We start from the raw sequence: 20,019 nt of genomic DNA, 5'->3' as shown, positions 1-20,019 counted from the left end.
AATACATAATCTAATAATTATCCTTTTTTCTTATTTACATAATCCAAAATTACGACTTATTTTTGTGATATTTTTACATTTAAGGTGTATAATATAATTATAACCATATTATGTTTAAAAGGAGATGTTTTTTATGCTATCTTATTTATGCTTAATTTACGGAGTTATACTTATTTCAATTCTTGTCATTATCTATCTGGCTAAATACACCTTTTCTCAAGATAAGGGTACAGATAAAATGCAAGAAATTTCAAACTTTATCAAAGAAGGTGCTATGGCATTTATAAAAAGGCAGTACAAAACCATAGCTATCTTATCTATCTTAGCTTTATTTTTAATTGTCTTTTGTAATTACTTAGGTAATTTATCTAAAGGTTCTAACTCAGCTATATCTATCTCTATTCATACTGGGATAGCTTTTATAACTGGAGCTTTTTGTTCTGCTTTATCCGGCTATATAGGTATGTACATGGCTGTAAATTCTAACATTAGAGCTGCTGCTGGTGCAAAAAAAGGACTAAACCATGCTCTTCAAATAGCACTTAAAGGTGGCGCTGTAACTGGACTTGCTGTTACAGCTTTATCTCTCTTTGGTGTTGCTTCATTATTTTTAATATATGGGGGAATATCAGGTAATGATACATTAATTAAAGAAGCTCCATCCCTTATAGTTGGATTTGGTTTTGGTGCTTCCTTTGTAGCTCTTTTTGCACAACTTGGTGGTGGTATATATACAAAAGCAGCTGATGTTGGAGCTGATCTTGTGGGAAAAGTTGAAGCTGGTATCCCTGAAGACGATCCAAGAAATCCAGCTGTTATAGCTGATCTTGTTGGTGACAATGTTGGTGACTGTGCAGGTAGAGGAGCTGACCTTTTTGAATCAACAGCTGCTGAAAATATAGGTGCTATGATACTTGGAGTTGCTCTTTATCCTATCTTTGGCTGGAAAGGCATATTATTTCCTCTTGTAGCTCGTGCTTTTGGTATTATAGCTTCAATTGTTGGAATATTTACTGTTAAAGTAAAAGATGATAAAGATGATCCTATGAAAGCTCTTAAGAAAGGCTTTTTCATTACATCATTACTAAACCTTATATTATTATTTTTTGTAGTTAAAAACATGCTAAGCGGAACACTATCTAACGGAAGCACTGTAAATTATTTATATCTGTATGGATGTGTATTTGCAGGCATATTCCTTAGTTATGTCTTCGTTCTTATTACAGATTATTATACTTCTATAAATCGTAAACCAGTAAAAGATATTGCTAATTCTTCTCAAACTGGAGCAGCAACTAATATAATAACTGGTCTTTCCGTAGGTATGGAATCTACTGCTTTGCCTGTTATATTTATTTCTATATGCATATTTGTAGCCTACAAATTAGGTGATTTAGCTATGCCTGGTGTAGCTAATTCTGGTCTTTACGGCACAGCTATAGCTACAATGGGAATGTTATCCACTTGCACATACATCCTTGCTATGGATACCTTTGGTCCAATAACTGATAATGCTGGCGGTATTACAGAAATGTCTGGTGCACCTGAAGAAATTAGAGTGGTAACAGATAGATTGGATGCTTGCGGAAATACTACAAAAGCATTAACAAAAGGTTATGCTGTAGGTTCTGCAGCACTTGCAACATTCCTTTTATTCTCTGCTTACTTAGATGAAGTTAAGAGAATTTTGGATAAGCCTTTAGATTCTTGGTTTGCAATTGATATAGGAAAACCCGAAGTATTTATAGGAGGATTTATCGGTGCCATGGTAGTATTTCTATTTAGTTCTACTGCCATAAGAGCAGTTGGCAGAGCTGCACAATATGTAATTCTAGAAGTTAGAAGACAATTTAATGAGATTAAAGGAATAATGGATGGCTCAACAAAACCTGATTATGCTAGTTGTGTTGATATAGTTACTAAAGGAGCTTTAAAAGAAATGATACTTCCAGGAATCTTAGTAGTTTTCACTCCTGTTATAGTTGGTATACTTTTAGGAAAAGAATCTGCTGGTGCTTTCCTTATGATTACTACTATTGCTGGAGTTATTATGGCCCTATTCTTAAATAATGGTGGTGGAGCATGGGATAATGCAAAAAAACTTATAGAATTAGGTGAACATGGCGGAAAAAATTCTGAAGCCCATAAGGCCAGCGTAGTTGGTGATACAGTCGGTGACCCATTTAAAGATACAGCTGGTCCATCACTTCATGTTCTCATAAAACTTGTAAGCACTTTAACTTTAGTATTTGTTACATTATTTAAATAAAAAGCAAAGTTCTAGGCTACCTTAAAGATATAAATCTAATTTTTAAGGTAGCTTATTATTTAAAATTTAAACTCTTCATTATTTACATATCGCCATTTTCCATACTCTAATCCATCTATTTTTATATTCATTATTCTAATTCTTTCAAGCTTTATTACTTTGTATCCAAAAGTTCTACTCATTTTTCTAATCTGCTTATTTAATCCTTGGGTTAAAATAATAGAATAAGTGATATCATCAATTTTCTTCAATACACATGGTCTAGTTTTTATATCTCCAATCTCAACACCTGAAGACATCCTATCAATAAAAGAATCATCATAAGGTTTATCTAATGTAACTATATACTCCTTTTCATGATAATTATCTGATTCTAAAATCTTATTTGCTAAGTCTCCATCATTTGTAAGTAAAATTAAACCTTGAGATTCTTTATCTAATCTTCCTACTGGAAAAATATATTCAGGATAATTTAGATAACTTATTATATTATTTTCAACATCTTCTTTAGCAGTACAAGTAACACCAACCGGTTTATTTAAAAGAATATATACCTTTTCCTTTCTCTTTATAGGAACATTATCAAGAAGTATATCATCAGTCTCTTCTACCCACTGTCCTGTTATACACTTAACTCCATTTACTATTATCCTTCCCTCTTCAATAATTCTATTTGCTTCTTTTCTTGAACAAATCCCATAATTACTAAGAAGTTTATTTATCCTCATTTTAATCTAGCCTTTCATTCTTACTAAAAATCTCTATAAAACTCTTTGCTATAGATGACAGATATCTATTTTTCATCCATATAGCACCTATATTTGTTTTAAGTTCTTTATTATCAATAATTTTATATATTAAATCTTCACTTTTTATAATCTTAAAAGCTGACATTGGGATTATAGCAATCCCAAGGCCTGCCTGTGCCCACATTAATGTGGTTCTAGAATCATCATTTTCACAAAATATAACAGGATCAAATCCTTCCTTATTGCAAGAAGAAACAATTAGGCTTTTCATTCTTCTATACAATATAATCGGCTTATCCTCTAATTCCTTTAAAACAATACTTCTTGCATCTTCGTTCCAATCAAATTCCTTTTTCATAACTGCAATCATAGGTTCTTCTTCTAAAAAAATACCATTAAAATTATCCATATTAAATGGAGTTCTTACTATTGCCATCTCAATTATTCCTGCTGTTAATAATTCTAATAGCTCATATGTATTTCCTTCATGTATATGAAATGATATTTTGGGATATTTCTCATGAAATTCAATAACTCTTCTACTTAATAAAATCGCTCCTGATGACGACACTGTTCCTAATGAAAGTGTTCCTTGTACCCCATTTTCAAAATCCTCCAATTCTTTTTTTGTAGCTTCTGCAAGATTTATGATATTTTTTGCTCTCCTATATAATAGTTTACCACCTTCAGTTAATGTTATATTTCTAGAACCTCTTTCCATAAGCTTAATACCAAGTTCTTCTTCTAGGACTTTTAACTGATTACTTAATGGGGGTTGTGATATGTGCAATTTCTTAGAAGCAGCACTAATATTCCCTTCTTCAACTATAGTAACAAAATAAACTAATCTTTTTATATCTATAAAAATCACCTCTTACATCATTAAAACATATATCTTTTCAGTATAGTTTATATACAAACTAGATATTATTAATATACAATTCCCTATGTTATAATAATATCCGACATAAGAAAATTAAACAATAAAGGATATGATAATATATGATTAACTTAATACATTATTTAAAACTCTTTAAAAAAGAAGTAATTCTTGGCCCATTATTTAAACTTTTGGAAGCTGTTTTCGAGCTAATCATTCCTCTAGTTATGGCTAAAATCATAGATATCGGCATAGCTAATAAAGACTTTAATTATATCTTAAAAATGGGAGGGCTTCTTATTTTATTAGGAGTTATTGGATTAGCCTCTGCCATTACTTGTCAGTACTTCGCTTCTTTAGCGTCTCAAGGTGTTGGAACTCACCTCAGAAATGATTTATTTAAGCATATAAACAGCTTATCTCATTCTGAGATAGACAAAATTGGTACTCCATCATTAATAACTCGTATCACTAATGATGTTAACCAAATACAAGCTGCTGTGGCAATGCTTATAAGATTAGCTATTAGAGCTCCTTTTTTATTAATTGGCTCAACTATAATGGCAATGACCATAAATATAAAATTATCAATTGTTTTCCTTATATCTATACCTCTTATAGCTTTAGTCCTTTATCTAGTAATGAGTAATTCTATCCCATTCTTTACATTAATTCAAAAAAAACTTGATGGAATTTCTTTAATAACTCGTGAAAACTTAGAAGGCGTTAGAGTTGTTAGAGCTTTTTCTAAAGAAGAAAATGAAAAGAAAAGATTTTATTATGCTAGTAATAATCTTAGCAATCTTTCCATTAGGGTAGGAAAAATTTCTGCACTTCTTAATCCTTTAACTTCTGCTATTATGAATTTTTCTATAGTTGCAATTCTTTGGTTTGGTGGCATTAGTGTAAATTACGGTAATATTACACAAGGTCAAATCATAGCATTTGTTAATTATATGAACAATATACTACTGGTACTAGTTGTAGTAGCTAATTTAGTAGTAATATTCACAAAGGCTTTTGCATCTATAAAAAGGATTAATGAAATATTTGAAATTAAATCAACAATTATTGAAAAGAAGGAACACAATAACACTAAAATTCTTACTGCACCTAAAATAGAATTTAAAAATGTTTCTTTTTATTATAATGATTCAAATGAAAAAGCTTTAAATGATTTATCAATAAAAATTTTCAAGGGAGAAACAATTGGAATTATTGGTGGTACTGGATCTGGTAAATCAACTTTAGTTAATTTAATTCCAAGATTTTATGATATATCTGATGGATCAATTTTAATTGATGGCATAAATGTTAAATATTGCAATCTTAAAAACTTGAGAAGTAAAATAGGCTTAGTGCCTCAAAAAGCTGTTTTATTCTCTGGAACAATACGAAAAAATATGAGCTGGGGACTTGAGAATATTACAGATGAAGATATTGAAATATCACTTGATATTTCTCAATCAACTGAATTTGTAAATAAACTTCCTGAAAAATATGAAACATTTATATCACAAGGTGGTAAAAATTTATCTGGAGGACAAAAACAAAGACTTACTATAGCTAGGGCCCTTATGAAAAATCCTGAAATACTTATCTTAGATGATAGTGCCAGTGCTTTAGATTTTGCAACTGATGCTAAACTTCGTAAGGCAATTAATGAAAAAACTAAAAATATGACAGTTATATTAGTTTCTCAAAGGGCTAGCACCATTAGAAACGCCGATAAAATTATCGTTCTAGATGGCGGTAATGTACAAGGTATAGGCTCACACGAAGAACTTATAGAGAATTGTCAAGTATATAAAGAGATTTGCCTATCTCAATTAAGTAGTAAGGAGGTGGCTAATTAATGAAATCATCAGTATTAAGAAGGCTATTAAGCTATATAAAGCCTTACAGAAAATATCTAATAATGGCTTTCATAAGTGCAATCATAAGTGTTTTTGTTACATTATTGAGCCCTATTTTGATAGGTAAAACTATAGATTATATTGTAGGTCCTGACCAAGTCAATTTTGGAAAAGTACTCAGTACTCTCATAATATTAGGATTAAGCATTTTATTAGGTTCTTTATTCCAGTGGGTAATGACTAGATGTACAAATATAATTACTTATAAAACAGTTAAAGATATTAGGGTTCAAGCATTTAACAAATTGAATTCAGTTCCTCTTAAATATATAGATAGCAATGCTCATGGAGATATTATCAGCAGAGTTATAAATGATATAGATCAAATATCCGATGGTCTTATACAAGGCTTTTCTCAATTATTCACAGGCATTATTACTATTTTAGGAACTATTTTGTTTATGTTTTCAATTAATATTTCTATAACCTTAGTAGTTATTTTAATTACACCTTTATCATTATTTGTTGCTTCATTTATCGCCAAGCATTCTCATGCTATGTTTAAAGCTCAATCTGAAATTCGTGGTGAATTAACTGGTTATATTGAAGAAATGATAGGAAACCAAAAGATCGTCAAAGCTTTTACTTATGAAGATAGAGCCCAATCTGAATTTCAAGAAATTAATGAAAGATTATATAACTATGGAGTAAAAGCTCAATTTTATTCAGCATTAACTAACCCTTCTACTAGATTTGTTAATGGAATAGTCTATGCTGCTGTTGGCGTGATAGGTGCCATAAGTGCGATTAATGGTAAATTATCTATTGGCCAAATATCATCGTTTCTAGCTTATGCAAACCAATATACTAAGCCTTTTAATGAGATATCTGGTGTTATTACTGAATTTCAAGCTGCCCTTGCATCTGCTTCTAGAGTATTTCAAGTTATAGATGAAGAAGAAGAAAAGCCAGACCCAATTGATTCAATAAACTTAAAAGAATGCTCAGGAAATATTGAAATTAATAATGTTTCTTTCTCCTATGATAATAATAAAAAACTTATTGAAAACTTCAATCTTTCAGTAAAACCAGGACAAAATATTGCTATTGTAGGTCCTACTGGTTGTGGAAAAACTACACTTATCAATCTACTTATGAGATTTTATGATATTAATTCTGGCGAAATAAAAATTGATAATATTAATATAAATAATATTACACGAAAGAGTTCTAGAGGATTGTATGGTATGGTTTTGCAAGATACTTGGTTATATTCAGGCAGTATTAGAGATAATATAGCTTATGGAAAGCCACAGGCTACATTAGCTGAAGTAATAGAAGCTGCTAAAGCTGCCCATGCACATAGCTTTATAAAAAAACTTCCTAATGGATATGATACCATACTTTCTGATGATGGTAGTAACATATCACAAGGACAAAAACAATTATTATGTATTGCAAGAATTATGTTGGCCAAGCCATCAATGCTTATTCTAGATGAAGCAACTAGTAGCATTGATACTCGTACTGAAATATATATACAAAAAGCCTTTAGTAAAATGATGGAAGGTCGTACAAGCTTTATTGTAGCTCATAGGCTTTCAACCATCCGTGAAGCTGACTTAATTCTTGTAATGAAAAATGGTAAGATAATTGAACAAGGTAATCATGAAGAATTACTTTCTAAAGATGGGTTCTACGCTCACCTATATAACAGTCAATTTTCTTATATGAATTAAAAAAGTAAAATGGTAATAATCTTTAGATTATTACCATTTTCTTTAAAAAATTACTTCTATATTATTTAACTCGAAAAATTCTTTCCACTCTTCACTTGGCTCTTCATCTGTGATTATATAATCTATATCTTTATATTCAAACATCTTAACAAAAGATGTCCTATCAAATTTACTGCTATCAACTAAAAGAATAATTGTAGATGCTTGCTCTATCATTACTTTCTTCAATTCAGCTTCTGCTTCATTTGATTCTAAAATTCCTTTATTCATGTCTATAGCTTTACAGCTAACTAATGCAACATCAACATTGTAATTTGATATAGTATTTTTAGATATGGAACCTTGCAACGACTTTGATCTATGTTTTAAGTTACCACCAGTAGATAATACATTTACAGAAGAATCACTAAGCAAAATCAAGGCCTCTACAGAATTTGTTATTATTGTAATATCTGTTCTATCTTTTAATAACCTCATAGTTTCTAATACTGTAGAACTTGAATCTGCTACAATAGTAGAACCTTGTTCAATTAAATTAACTGCCTTAAGAGCTATAGCTTCCTTAAATTCCAAGTTAGTTGATGACCTTTTCATAAAAGGTATTTCCTCATTTGTATGTTGGCTATTTAAAATAGCTCCACCATAGGTTCTAGTAACTAACCCTTCAGTTTCTAGTTTCTCTAAATCTCTTCTTATTGTTTCTTCTGTAACATCAAATTTAGCACTTAATTTTGAAACATAAAGTTTCTTATCACGCTTAACTATCTGCTTAATAATTTCCAATCTCTCTCTTGGTAACATTATTTCTCCTCCCTAATTTTTAATATCTCTATTAACAATTGTACAATAATTAATCTTTATTGTACAATAACCATATATTAAATATCAATCTATTGATTAACTAATATATTTTAAAAGAGTAAAATAACTGTAATTAAGCATTCTAGCACTTTTCCAACTTATATTATTTTAATAATTTCTTTATACAACACTTTTGCCATAATATAAAAACCATAGTCGGTAGGATGTACTCCATCGACCGTAGCTTCATAAAAGTCTTCTCCTATTGCTTTCCTTATATCATAAAAATGAATATTTTTATCACCTTTGTTTCTAAAATCTTCATATACTTCTTTCATGAATATCAATCTTTCTTCTTTATTTATTTTATTCTGCTTATAAAATAAATCTTTTGAACTATATACCATAGGTAATAATAATATTTTTACATCTTTATCCTTTTCTCTAAGTTTTTCTATAAATTTAGGCAATGTAGCCCTATACAATTCAGTTGTTATACAGTTAGCTTCATAGTCAATTACAATACAAGAAACATTATTTATAGTGTTTATTATTTCAGCGATTTCTACTTCACCCTTGCCATTCCCTGAAAAACCAAGATTAATACACTCCATATTTAATTTTCTGCTTAAAATATTTGTATAACACATTCCTGGTCTAGAAGCACATCCTCCTTGTGTTATTGATGTTCCATAAAACACTATTTTATTTTCATTATTCAATTCTTTAGGGTTATACAAATAAGCTTCACTATCAAGACCTACCAATACTTCTCTAACCCCTTGATATAAAGGAAAATTAAGAATAATATCCTTAATTCTTTTATCTTCTGGATTGTTATAAAACTCATACTGGTATTCATCTTTTGTATGATCGTATTTTGTTGAGCTACAAAAAATTGGCATCTCTCCATAACCTATATAGCAATCAAAACCACATTGTCCTGTTGCCGCCATATGATACATATTAGCAGCTCCGCTTAATTTAACTTTTATCGATATACTGGTACTATCTGTTTTAAATCTTATTTGTCCTCCTGCTGTACAATTCGCTCCAGCATCTACTCCCTCTGAAATTTTATATTTAGGTGTAGTTGGAAGTCGTCTATATATATGTTCTTCATTAATCCATTGAAATCCTAATATTCTAAAAGGTTTATTAAATGGCGAATACCAATTTAAATCTTCCTTTACATAATCAGAGATTTTCATATTTACGTCTACTTTACTAGCATCAAATTTCTCCCTATTTAACTTATTCACATTTATCACTCCATTGATAACAAAAATAATCCACCTCTAACTTTTTTATTTTAAGATTAGAAGTGGATTTATATCGGAAATAGTTATTGTTTCAGCATATTTATAAAATTGTTTATATATTTTTTGTATGTTTCGCTATTTGTTTTTTGGTGAATTATCTTACTAACCAACCACCATCAACTGCTAATATATGTCCATTAACATAATCAGATGCTCTACTACATAAGAATACCATAGCTCCCATTAAATCAAATGGTTCTGCCCATCTATCAGCCGGGATTCTATCTTGGATTTCCTTATTTCTAGCTTCATCAGCTCTAATTGCTTCAGTATTTGCAGTTTTAATATAACCAGGAGCAATGGCATTTACTTGAATATTATGACAAGCTAGTTCATTAGCAAATGCCTTTGTAATACCAGCAACACCATGTTTGCTTGCTGTATAAGGTGGTACAAACTTACCTCCTTGGAATGCTAACATTGATGCTACATTTACAATTTTCCCTGACTTTTGTTTTACCATTATTCTCGCTACATCTTGGCTTAAGAAATAAACAGAATTTAAGTTTATGTCCATAACTGATGTCCAATCTTCTTCTTTGTATTCAAGAAGTGGCGCTCTTCTAATTGTACCAGCATTATTAACTAATATATCAATCCTGCCAAATTCCTTCATAGCAGTTTCTACCAATTTTTTTCTATCAGCCTCGTTAGTTAAATTACCTTGTACAAATACAACTTTTCTTCCTTCTCTTTCTATCAATTCTTTGGTTTCATCCCAACTACTGCTATAAGCTGAAATAACTAAATCAGCTCCTGCTTTTGCCAGTGCTACTGCATATGCTTGCCCTAGTCCAGTACTACCACCAGTAACTATAGCAACCCTTCCCTTTAATGAAAAGAAGTTCATAGAAAATTGCTCTAATGCATTCGACATAAGCTTATTCCTCCATTTATCTAAAATATTTTTATCTTAAGTCTTCTATTTTAATTGTATCCATATCATCGAATGTTTGATTTTCTCCACACATTCCCCAAATAAATGAATAGTTCTTAGTTCCACAACCTGAATGTATTGACCAACTTGGTGAAATTACAGCTTGTTCTTTATGCATGATAATATGTCTTGTTTCTTTTTCTGTTCCCATGAAGTGCATTACGCATTGATCTTCTGGAATATCAAGATATAAGTATACTTCCATACGTCTTTCATGTGTATGAGCAGGCATTGTGTTCCATACACTACCTGATTCTAATATAGTTAATCCCATTACTAATTGACAACTTTGGCAAACTTCTGGATGAACATATTGGTTTATTGTTCTCTTATTTACATTTTCTGCATCTCCGCATTTTACTTTTCTAGCTTTATCTAAACCAATTTTTACTGTTGGATATGCTACAAGTGCTGGAGCTGAATTAATATAGAACTTAGCAGGATTTTCTGGATTAGTTGATTTAAACTCTACATCCTTAACTCCTTGTCCAACATATAAACCATCTCTATAGTTTATGCTATATTCAGTACCATCAACTATAATAGTACCATCTCCACCTACGTTTATAACTCCAAGTTCTCTTCTTTCTAAGAAATAATCAGTTCCAAGTTCCTTGCAAACTCCAAGTTTTAATGTTTCTTTAACTGGTGTAACTCCACCAAATATTATTCTATCATTGTGACTATATACTAAATTAATTTTGTCTTCTATAAATACCTTTTCAACTAAGTAATGCTCTCTTAATTCTTCTGTAGTATAATGCATTGAATCTGATGGGTGATTTGAATAACGAATTTCCATTTCCATAATTAATCTCTCCTTGTTAAATTAATATTTTTTGTTTTGCACACGTGTTCATAACTTTTATACTATCATTATATATTCTTTTGCACACGATTGCAATAATAGCGATGAAAATTCCTAAATTATTTTTTTTATGGAATTTCCAATAAGTAATTCTGAATCTAAATATATCTTTTTCTTCTCTATTTCTTCGTTATTAATTAACCTAATTAACAATTCTGTTGCTACTTTTGCTATTTTACCCACAGGTCTTTTTATAGTAGTAATACTAGGGGTTAAAAATTCTCCTATTTCAGTTCCATCAAAACCAAGCACCGATATATCTTCTGGAACCTTCAAGCCATTTTCTCTAATAGCTTTTATTGCCCCTACTGCCATTTCATCATTAAATGCAAAAATTGCAGTGATATTCTTGTCTATTATTTTCTTTGCTGCAAAGTATCCTCCTTTTACGGTAAAATCTCCATTTGCTATAAAATCATTATTTATTTGAATTTTAAACTTTTTAAAAGCTGATAAATATCCTTCTCTTCTCATTTTAGTTGATAAAAATTCTTCTTTTCCTTCTATTATTCCAATCTCCCTATGTCCATTAATAATTAGCTCTTCAATTCCATTTTCTGTTGCTGTAACCTCATCTGAAAAAACATTAACAACATTATAATTAACTTCCCTATTTATAACTACCATAGGTATTTTTTTCTCTAAAATTTCTTCAATAAATACATCGTCCGCCTCTTTTTGACTAACTACAACTATTCCATCATAGTTTTTAGGATTTATTGAATTTTTTTCATATGTATCAATTCCTTTAACTATAACATTATATTTTTTATCAATGCTATCGTAAACACTATTTATGACACTTTGAAACACAAACGCTGATGTCCCTTTATCTATTGTTGAAAAGAAAACTCCTATAGTATAAGGTTTAGCCAATTTTAAGCTTCTAGCATTTATATTAGGAATATAATTTAATTCTTCTGCAGCCTTAACTATTTTCTCTCTAGTTTCTACATTAACTTCTTTACATCCATTTAAAGCTCTTGATACAGTAGAATGCGATACTCCTACATATCTTGCTATATCTTTTATTGTTACAGTCATAATATCCTCCAACTTTAAAATCTTCCTATTTGTAATTTAAGAATATTATATTACTTTACCTTTCCTTATACAATAAATACCTTTATTTAACACATAAATCACTTAGCCAAAATTCTGGAAGATATTCTTTAGTATTTTCTATCATCTTTTTGAATAACTCTAGAGAAGCCTTTCTTTCCAAATTAGCTAATGGATCATTTATAAATGCTGTATAAGCCATTTTTACATTTTCTGATAGAGTTGATTTTAATACAGTTTCTTGATTACTTATATGTCTATTTACAATACTTAAAATATGATCTGGCAACTCCCCTGCCATTATCGGTGCTATGCTATCTTTTCTAAATAAAGCATTAGTTTCTACAATTGCTCCATCTTTAATATTCTTAACTTGTCCTTTATTAGGAAGATTAACGTTAGTTACTAAATCTTCTAATCCAAGAAGTGCTTTTATCTGCCTAACACCTTCTTCGCCAGTCTGATTGATAATAAACTCATCCTGACCACTCACTAATCTTCTACTCTTTTCTAATCTTTTCTTCAAATCCTCTATCCTAGAATCAACAGTTGTTAGTCCAAACATCCATCTTTTAACAGTTTTTTTGTCTTTTAAATACCAATTTCCAGGCATAAATTCTGCTAAATGCCTATCCCCTGCTGCTGCAATTAAACCAAACTTTTTATATAGATCAAATTTAACCCTATTTGCACAAGCAAAGGTATCATTCATCCAATGTCCATCATCCACTCCATCAAAACCAACCTCATAATACTTTTGAACAAATTCTTCATATACAGGTATTAAATCTATATTCTTATAGCTAGCTCTATCAATCCAAGTAAAATGATTAATTCCTAAAACATTTATTTTTATATCTTCTCGCTTTATGTTCTCTATTCCTCTTATATCTTTTAATGCACATGCCAAAACCTTTTGTGTTCCAAAAACTTCATGACAGCATCCAAATGCTTTTATCTCTGGAAATACTTCATATAAAGTTTTTACACACAAGGACATAGGGTTTGTATAATTAATAACCCACGCCTCAGGCGCAAAATTCTTAATAGCTGTTGCAATCTCAACATACATTGGAATTGTCCTAATAGCTCTCATAAATCCACCTGGCCCTACTGTATCTCCTACAGATTGATAAATTCCATATTTCTCTGGTGCATGAACATCTGATTTCATTTCATTAAATGTTCCTGGCAAAATAGAAATTATCACAAAATCCGCTCCTGTTAATGATTCCTTTAATGAGTCAACTGCCTTGTATCTCCACTTTCCTTTAGTATCTATCCTATCATATAACTTATTTCCTATTATCTCATTACATATTGCTGCATCTTTATCTATATCATATAATTTTACAGTCCCACATAATGCTTCTTCCGCAGCTAAAGCCCTAAAGCCCAACCTCTTGATCCTCCTCCGATATAAGCTATAGTGATATTACTCATTTTCTCCATACTCATTCTTCACCTTTTTCAGCCAATATTTCATCTATCTCTTCTAACTCACCTTTAGTAAACTCCGTATTAAACATAGCTTTATGACAATCTACTATTTGTTCCATTTTAGATGCTCCTATTATCGCCGATGTAACCGTATCACCTTTTAAAATCCAAGCTAATGCCATTTGTGCTAATGTTTGATTTCTCATTTTAGCTAACTCATTTAATTTTTTTACTTTTTCTATTTTTTCCTCTGTTATCGCTGATTTGTCTAAAAAAACTGAATTGCTGTTTGCCCTTGAATCCTGTGGTATACCATTTATATACTTATTGGTTAATAATCCTTGAGCTAATGGGCAAAATACTATACTTCCTACCCCATGCTCTTTTAATAAATTAAATAATCCACTTTCTTCATTTGTCCTATCAAACATTGAATATCTTGGTTGATGTATTAGTAACGGGGTTTTTAATTCCTTTAATATATCAATTGCTTTTTGTGTTTCTTCAGGAGGATAAGATGATATTCCAACATATAATGCTTTTCCTTGCTTAACCAACCGAGATAACGTATACATTGTTTCCTCAATTGGTGTATTCTTATCGTATCTATGTGAATAAAATATATCTACATAATCTACTCCCATTCTCTTTAAACTTTGATCTAGACTTGACACTAAATATTTTTTTCCTCCCCCATCTCCATAAGGACCTTCCCACATTCTATATCCTGCCTTAGTTGATATTACTATTTCATCTCTGTAATCTTTTAAATTATCATTTAATACTTTTCCAAAAGTTTCTTCAGCACTTCCTGGTTCAGGCCCATAGTTATTAGCTAAATCAAAGTGTGTTATTCCTAGATCAAATGCTTTAAGTATCATATTTTTACTGTTTTCATATACATTAATTGATCCGAAATTATGCCATAATCCTAATGAGATGACTGGAAGATATAGCCCACTTTCACCACACCTCCTGTATTTACAATTACTATACTTACCACTATTAGCAACATATTTCATTAAATTTCCTCCTCACTTCTCCTAAAATTATATTTTTTAATATACTACTTCTATGTTATAACTATGGAAAAGGTCTACCCACTCTTTTGTTGGTTCCTCATCTGTAATTAAGTAATCAATTTCCTTATAGTCAAATAGCTTTACAAATGATGTTCTATCAAACTTCGTGTGATCAATTAGTAATATTACTTTATTGGCTTGTTTTATCATAACTCTTTTAAGTTCTGCTTCTGCCTCATTTGAATCTAAAATACCTTTATTTATATCTATACCTTTACAACTTATTAATGCAATATCAACATTATAATTTTGAATAGCAGTTTTAGCTATTGATCCTTGCAAAGATAGCGACCTTTTATTTAGTGAACCTCCAGTTGAAAGGATATTTAAATCTGCCTGATTTAAAACTTCTAAAGCTTCAACAGAATTTGTTATTACAGTAACATCACTTCTATCCTTTATAATCTTTAGAACTTCAAATACTGTTGAACTTGAATCAGCCACTATCGTTGTACTTCTATCCTTTATAAAACTTATAACCTTACCCGCTATATTTTGTTTTGATTCTAAATTTGTTTTAGATCTTTTATGAAAAGGTACATCTTCATTTGTTTTTTCTCGATTTAGTATGGCCCCACCATAACTTCGAGTGACCATACCTTCTAACTCAAGTTTCTCTAAATCTCTTCTTATAGTTTCTTCTGTTACTTCAAATTTCTCACTTAGTTTAGAAACATAAACTTTTTTTTCTTTTAAAACAATTTGCTTTATAATTTCTAATCTTTCTCTCGGTAACACAACTTAACATCCCCTATCTTTTTAGGCATTAATTCTTTTTTGTTTATACTTGCATTATACCAAACAAACTCAACAAATACAATAAAAACCAACATTTATAATTGACTGATATCATTTACAAATAGTATAATTAATTCAAAGAAACAATAAAATTATTAAGGAGACTGATTATGATACAAAAAGCTTTTAAAATGAAATTATTTGCTGGCCAAGAAGAAGAATATAAAAGAAGACATGATTCCATATGGCCAGAACTTGCACAAACTTTAAAAGAACATGGGGCACACACTTATCTAATTTTTCATGATAAGGAAAGTAACTATTTATTTGCTTACATCGAAATGGAAGGTGTTGAAATGTGGGACAAGGTTGCAAAAACAGAAATCTGCAAAAAATGGTGGGATCATATGAAAGATATAATGGAAACAAATCCTGACAATAGTCCAATTTCAATCGAATTATCTAAAGTTTTTAATCTTAAATAAAAAAAGCCCCAAAGGGCTTTTTTTATTTATTAAGTATTCCTTCTGCTGGTGATACACCAAAAGCTCTAGCTAAATCATTCAACTCTTTATCAGTCATTGAATTTTTGATTTTTCCCCCAATTAACATGTATATTTCTGCTGCTTTTTCTGCTGTTTCAATAAGCCCAAAAGTTTCGTCCATGCTTGTACCAGTTCCAAATATACCATGCTGAGGCCATATTACTAACCTGTGATCAATCATTTTCTTAGCAGTTTCTATTCCTATTTCATCACTTCCTGGTATCATCCAAGGTATCAATCCAACACCATCTGGAAATACAACTAAACATTCTGTACACATCTTCCATAATGTTTTAGTAATCTTTTGCTCCTCTAATTCATGAACAAAAGTCATAGCCAAAAGATTTGTAGCATGAGTATGCATAACTATTCTATGGTTCTTGTCTACTTCTAATCTCTTTACATGTGACATAAAATGTGCAACTAACTCACTTGTAGGTCTTCCTCCATCTGCATATCCCCAAAGAATATCAATATATGAACCATCCTCTGACACTCTTATGATTCCGATATTCTCCTCCGGATTATCTATAACATTCTTGAAATATTTTCCAGAACCTGTCACAACAAAATATCTATTTGCTAATTCTTTAATTGGAAAAGGTAATTTCATAGTTCTTATCACTTTTGATATATCTAGAAACTTAGCTACTTCTTCCTCTTTTAATAAGTAACTTATATTACCGCCATTTCTTTCATCCCAGCCCATTCTCCACATATTATATGTAGTTGACATCATTTCTTTTATAAAAGAAGCTTCTAAAATTTTGTTACTATCCATTATATCTCATCTCCTAATTCTTTTATACCCTAATTATACATAGCTCCGTAAAGAAAATCAACATTTTATTTTAGTTTTTAGTTGTTTTTATTTTGATTTTCTGTTGTTTTTATTTAGTTTCAATATTTTATATTCATATCTTCCTAGCCTCAATTCTCCTTTGGGTATATTAACCTTTTCTAAAACATCAAAAACTTCTATTGGAATTAATACATTTCCACCTTTTCCATCCATATTAACCACTACTTCATAAATATTTTCATCATCATGTCTTGGAATACTAATCGTCCCCTCCGAAACTTCTGCCCTTACATATATATTTACTTCTTTAGCATAATAATCAATCATTTTTTGCAACATTCTATCTCCATCTTCACCATAAGGAAGTGAACCGAGCATTATAACTTTTCCTTTACCAACTTTATTTTCTGTTATAAACGCCTCACCATCTGTTATGCCACCCTTTAGAATCCCAATAGCTTTAGCTCCATTAAGCTTAAACACAGCAGACCATAATTTTAACGGTGCTTTCTCTCCAAAGGCTTCCCCAGTCGCACCTGAATTCTCCATGGGATAAGTATATAATGTTTCTACGCCAGCCAACTCCTCTAAATTTTTACCCAAAGCTGCATCTATATTCACTGTATGTTCTTTTGTTCTACCACCTGTTAATGGTCCTACAATCCAAACTCCACCTTCTTCTACAAACTTTTTTGCCCTCTCAAAATATTCAGGTGATAAATAATACATAAATGGAGTAATTAATAACTTATATCCATCTAACGAAAATCCTTCTGGTATCATATCTCTATGAATTCCAGTCTTCAAAACATTATTATAGAAATCTGTAATTAGTCCTCTATACTGATCCTTTTTATGGCTTTCTGTTAATAAGAAAGTCTTAGCCATATCAGAATATGCTACTGCAAGTTCAGCTTGAGTATATTCAGTATTTATCATAAATTCTTCTACTCTTTTTCTTGCTCTTTCAACCTCTAAAACATTTTTATAACCAACTGATGGCTTTCCCCAAGCACTAATTACTGCCGAATGACTTTGTTCACATCCATATGGTTGTTGTCTCCATAACCAATATATAAAACCTTCTCCGCCTAAAGCATAAGTTGCTACAGCTTCACTAGCTAAATAGCCATTTGGATGTACTTCTGCATGTCTATCTAGTGCTCCTGTATGAGATGTACTTGTTTCTAGAAGCCAATAATTTTTACCTTTCTTAATATTTCTCCATATATCGCAATTTAAAGTAAATACATGTGGCGTTTCATGAGATGCATACGTATCATACCCTGCCACATCAAGATTTTCAAATAGCAATTCATTGTCCGTGGTGAACCCTAATCCTGCATTTGTAGTAATTGTTGTTTTTGAATACTTTCTAATTATATCTGCTTGTTCAGATGCAAATTCTGCTATCTTTTCCCTATGAAATATACGATACATAGTTGAAAGTGAAGAATTATGAATAAATGGAGTAGATTCAAAAGGCTGGGGAACTTGATTAAAACTTTGATATAATTCACTCCAAATTAATGTTCCCCATTTTTTATTCAAGTTATCTATAGTTACATATCTCTTTTCCAACCACTTATGCCATTCTTCTTTACAAGTCTCACAAAAGCACTCGCTTATATGACATTTAAATTCATTATCTAATTGCCACAAAGCTATAGCTGGATGTTTCCCCACTTCTTTAGCTATATTTTCAACTATATTTCTACTTGCTTTTCTAAACTTTTCATTATTTGTACATACATGTTGCCTTGAACCATGCACCATTTTTCTTCCTTTAGAATCAACATGTAATCTTTCCTCATGATTATGTGTAAACCAAATAGGAGGAGTCGGAGTCGGTGTACACATTATAACTTCAATATCATTTCTATATAATAAATCTAATATGTACTTTAAATATGAGATATCTACTTCACCTTCATTTCGTTCAAGCTTGCTCCATATGAATTCTCCTACTCTCACTATATTTATTCCTGTTTTCTTCATAAGCCTTATATCTTCTTTTATTGTTTTCTCATCCCATAGTTCTGGATAAAAAGCAGCTCCGTGATATAACTTCTTCATAAAAATCTCCCTTTTATATTATTTAAAATTAACTTGTTCTCCACCTTTAATCTGGTAAATAACCTTGTCTACACTAATCCAAGCTGTTTGAATAGAAGGATTGTATACAAAACTTCCATCAGCTGAATACTTTAAGTTTCTACATACATTTAAATAATCAACTATTTCAATATTAGTCGCATACCATGTATCTTCCCTATTTCCTACCTTCTTACAAAACTCCTCCATAAGATTCCAATTATTATCTCTATCAAATTCATAACTATGTCCCCAAACATAGAACATATATAAATATTGAGTTTTATTTAATGATATAAATTCGTCTGCATATTTTAGCAAATCATGATTATGATGACATGTTGCCTTCCATTCATAGAAGTCTTTTGGCATAGCAAAATTTTCACTATTTCCTACAATTCTTGAATATTCTATTCCAACATGGTGTAACATATTCTTTATTTCATCAGTATACGATCCATTAGGATATGATAATCCTCTAACAGTATATCCAACTAATGACTCTAGTTCTTTCCTATCTTCTAGAACCTCATTTATAACATTTGTCATTGGACATCTTTCTATAGTTGGATGTGTCAATGTATGACAGGAAACTTCATGACCTTTATAAAGCTCTTTTATCTCTTTTCTAGGTATCCTTTTCCCAAAAGCATCACTTATTAATGGCTCATATTTTTCAATAAGACCAGAATTCAAATGAAAAGTTCCTTTTATGTTATATTTATTGAAAATTTCTATTAGCTTTCTATCTCCATTTCTTCCATCATCATAGCTCATTGTCAAAACTTTATGCTTTCCTCCTGGAAAGCAGTTATAAATTGTACTCATTTTTTAT

General features: G+C 30.5%; 17 protein-coding genes. 4 read left to right on the top strand and 13 right to left on the bottom strand.

The window, feature by feature from the left end; translation table 11 throughout:
• Positions 1–133 precede the first annotated feature (133 nt).
• Positions 134–2,269 carry a sodium-translocating pyrophosphatase gene (locus FAY47_RS11085; RefSeq protein WP_143316776.1) on the top strand — a complete coding sequence of 712 codons (2,136 nt, stop codon included), beginning with the start codon at positions 134–136 and terminating at the stop codon, positions 2,267–2,269.
• A gap of 59 nt (positions 2,270–2,328) precedes the next feature.
• Here FAY47_RS11085 and FAY47_RS11080 read toward each other — a convergent pair whose 3' ends face one another.
• Both FAY47_RS11080 and FAY47_RS11075 read right to left on the bottom strand, forming a co-directional pair.
• Positions 2,329–2,997 carry a pseudouridine synthase gene (locus FAY47_RS11080; protein ID WP_143316775.1) on the bottom strand — a complete coding sequence of 223 codons (669 nt, stop codon included), beginning with the start codon at positions 2,995–2,997 and terminating at the stop codon, positions 2,329–2,331.
• Position 2,998: 1 nt separating this feature from the next.
• Entirely contained in the window at positions 2,999–3,880 is an 882-nt protein-coding gene (locus FAY47_RS11075) for a LysR family transcriptional regulator (RefSeq protein WP_143316799.1), read from the bottom strand.
• A 140-nt stretch (positions 3,881–4,020) separates the two neighbouring features.
• Between FAY47_RS11075 and FAY47_RS11070 the strand changes: the two genes are divergently transcribed.
• Both FAY47_RS11070 and FAY47_RS11065 read left to right on the top strand, forming a co-directional pair.
• The gene (locus tag FAY47_RS11070; protein WP_143316774.1) at positions 4,021–5,754 is read left to right on the top strand and encodes an ABC transporter ATP-binding protein; all 1,734 of its coding nucleotides are present in this window, start codon (positions 4,021–4,023) and stop codon (positions 5,752–5,754) included.
• Positions 5,754–7,493: an ABC transporter ATP-binding protein gene (locus FAY47_RS11065; protein WP_143316773.1), complete on the top strand. Its 1,740-nt coding sequence runs from the start codon at positions 5,754–5,756 to the stop codon at positions 7,491–7,493. The genes FAY47_RS11070 and FAY47_RS11065 overlap by 1 nt, the downstream gene beginning before the upstream one ends.
• 42 nt (positions 7,494–7,535) lie before the next feature.
• Here the strand turns inward: FAY47_RS11065 and FAY47_RS11060 are convergent, their stop codons facing one another.
• From FAY47_RS11060 to FAY47_RS11025, 8 genes are all read right to left on the bottom strand, one after another.
• Positions 7,536–8,294 carry a DeoR/GlpR family DNA-binding transcription regulator gene (locus tag FAY47_RS11060; protein ID WP_143316772.1) on the bottom strand — a complete coding sequence of 253 codons (759 nt, stop codon included), beginning with the start codon at positions 8,292–8,294 and terminating at the stop codon, positions 7,536–7,538.
• A gap of 158 nt (positions 8,295–8,452) precedes the next feature.
• Positions 8,453–9,556 (bottom strand): SGNH/GDSL hydrolase family protein, encoded by a 1,104-nt coding sequence (locus FAY47_RS11055; RefSeq protein ID WP_143316771.1) that lies wholly within the window; start codon positions 9,554–9,556, stop codon positions 8,453–8,455.
• Between the two features lie 154 nt (positions 9,557–9,710).
• Positions 9,711–10,493, bottom strand: a complete 783-nt coding sequence (kduD, locus tag FAY47_RS11050) for a 2-dehydro-3-deoxy-D-gluconate 5-dehydrogenase KduD (RefSeq protein WP_143316770.1) — start codon at positions 10,491–10,493, stop codon at positions 9,711–9,713.
• Between the two features lie 31 nt (positions 10,494–10,524).
• Positions 10,525–11,361, bottom strand: a complete 837-nt coding sequence (kduI, locus tag FAY47_RS11045) for a 5-dehydro-4-deoxy-D-glucuronate isomerase (protein WP_143316769.1) — start codon at positions 11,359–11,361, stop codon at positions 10,525–10,527.
• Positions 11,362–11,475: 114 nt separating this feature from the next.
• The gene (locus FAY47_RS11040) at positions 11,476–12,465 is read right to left on the bottom strand and encodes a LacI family DNA-binding transcriptional regulator (RefSeq protein ID WP_143316768.1); all 990 of its coding nucleotides are present in this window, start codon (positions 12,463–12,465) and stop codon (positions 11,476–11,478) included.
• Between the two features lie 82 nt (positions 12,466–12,547).
• Positions 12,548–13,882, bottom strand: a complete 1,335-nt coding sequence (locus FAY47_RS11035; protein WP_347562797.1) for an alpha-glucosidase/alpha-galactosidase — start codon at positions 13,880–13,882, stop codon at positions 12,548–12,550.
• Positions 13,883–13,937: 55 nt separating this feature from the next.
• Positions 13,938–14,945 (bottom strand): L-glyceraldehyde 3-phosphate reductase, encoded by a 1,008-nt coding sequence (gene mgrA, locus FAY47_RS11030; protein WP_143316767.1) that lies wholly within the window; start codon positions 14,943–14,945, stop codon positions 13,938–13,940.
• A 36-nt stretch (positions 14,946–14,981) separates the two neighbouring features.
• Positions 14,982–15,743 carry a DeoR/GlpR family DNA-binding transcription regulator gene (locus FAY47_RS11025; RefSeq protein WP_143316766.1) on the bottom strand — a complete coding sequence of 254 codons (762 nt, stop codon included), beginning with the start codon at positions 15,741–15,743 and terminating at the stop codon, positions 14,982–14,984.
• A gap of 170 nt (positions 15,744–15,913) precedes the next feature.
• On the opposite strand from FAY47_RS11025, the gene rhaM reads away from it, so the two are divergent.
• The gene (rhaM, locus tag FAY47_RS11020; protein WP_143316765.1) at positions 15,914–16,228 is read left to right on the top strand and encodes an L-rhamnose mutarotase; all 315 of its coding nucleotides are present in this window, start codon (positions 15,914–15,916) and stop codon (positions 16,226–16,228) included.
• A gap of 22 nt (positions 16,229–16,250) precedes the next feature.
• Here rhaM and rhaD read toward each other — a convergent pair whose 3' ends face one another.
• The 3 genes from rhaD to FAY47_RS11005 form a co-directional block, all read right to left on the bottom strand.
• Positions 16,251–17,069: a rhamnulose-1-phosphate aldolase gene (gene rhaD, locus FAY47_RS11015; protein ID WP_143316764.1), complete on the bottom strand. Its 819-nt coding sequence runs from the start codon at positions 17,067–17,069 to the stop codon at positions 16,251–16,253.
• Between the two features lie 87 nt (positions 17,070–17,156).
• Positions 17,157–19,166, bottom strand: coding sequence for a beta-galactosidase (locus tag FAY47_RS11010; RefSeq protein ID WP_143316763.1), 2,010 nt, complete (start codon positions 19,164–19,166; stop codon positions 17,157–17,159).
• A gap of 18 nt (positions 19,167–19,184) precedes the next feature.
• A complete protein-coding gene (locus FAY47_RS11005; RefSeq protein WP_143316762.1) occupies positions 19,185–20,012 on the bottom strand; it encodes a polysaccharide deacetylase family protein in 828 nt (275 codons plus the stop codon).
• Positions 20,013–20,019: the final 7 nt, after the last annotated feature.

It is taken from the genome of Clostridium sp. HBUAS56017 (assembly GCF_007115085.1).
GTDB classification, from domain to species: domain Bacteria; phylum Bacillota; class Clostridia; order Clostridiales; family Clostridiaceae; genus Clostridium; species Clostridium cibarium.
Note: the sequence above shows the minus strand (reverse complement) of the source record. Positions and strands in the feature narration are given on the sequence as shown.

Excerpts from the sequence above, each read along its gene's own strand:
- FAY47_RS11060 (WP_143316772.1), bottom strand. The coding sequence starts at position 8,294 with ATGTTACCAAGAGAGAGATTGGAAATTATTAAGCAGATAGTTAAGCGT.
- FAY47_RS11040 (WP_143316768.1), bottom strand. The coding sequence starts at position 12,465 with ATGACTGTAACAATAAAAGATATAGCAAGATATGTAGGAGTATCGCAT.
- FAY47_RS11010 (WP_143316763.1), bottom strand. The coding sequence starts at position 19,166 with ATGAAGAAGTTATATCACGGAGCTGCTTTTTATCCAGAACTATGGGAT.
- rhaM (WP_143316765.1), top strand. The coding sequence starts at position 15,914 with ATGATACAAAAAGCTTTTAAAATGAAATTATTTGCTGGCCAAGAAGAA.
- FAY47_RS11065 (WP_143316773.1), top strand. The coding sequence starts at position 5,754 with ATGAAATCATCAGTATTAAGAAGGCTATTAAGCTATATAAAGCCTTAC.
- mgrA (WP_143316767.1), bottom strand. The coding sequence starts at position 14,945 with ATGAAATATGTTGCTAATAGTGGTAAGTATAGTAATTGTAAATACAGG.
- kduD (WP_143316770.1), bottom strand. The coding sequence starts at position 10,493 with ATGTCGAATGCATTAGAGCAATTTTCTATGAACTTCTTTTCATTAAAG.
- kduI (WP_143316769.1), bottom strand. The coding sequence starts at position 11,361 with ATGGAAATGGAAATTCGTTATTCAAATCACCCATCAGATTCAATGCAT.
- FAY47_RS11070 (WP_143316774.1), top strand. The coding sequence starts at position 4,021 with ATGATTAACTTAATACATTATTTAAAACTCTTTAAAAAAGAAGTAATT.
- FAY47_RS11005 (WP_143316762.1), bottom strand. The coding sequence starts at position 20,012 with ATGAGTACAATTTATAACTGCTTTCCAGGAGGAAAGCATAAAGTTTTG.
- FAY47_RS11085 (WP_143316776.1), top strand. The coding sequence starts at position 134 with ATGCTATCTTATTTATGCTTAATTTACGGAGTTATACTTATTTCAATT.
- rhaD (WP_143316764.1), bottom strand. The coding sequence starts at position 17,069 with ATGGATAGTAACAAAATTTTAGAAGCTTCTTTTATAAAAGAAATGATG.
- FAY47_RS11080 (WP_143316775.1), bottom strand. The coding sequence starts at position 2,997 with ATGAGGATAAATAAACTTCTTAGTAATTATGGGATTTGTTCAAGAAAA.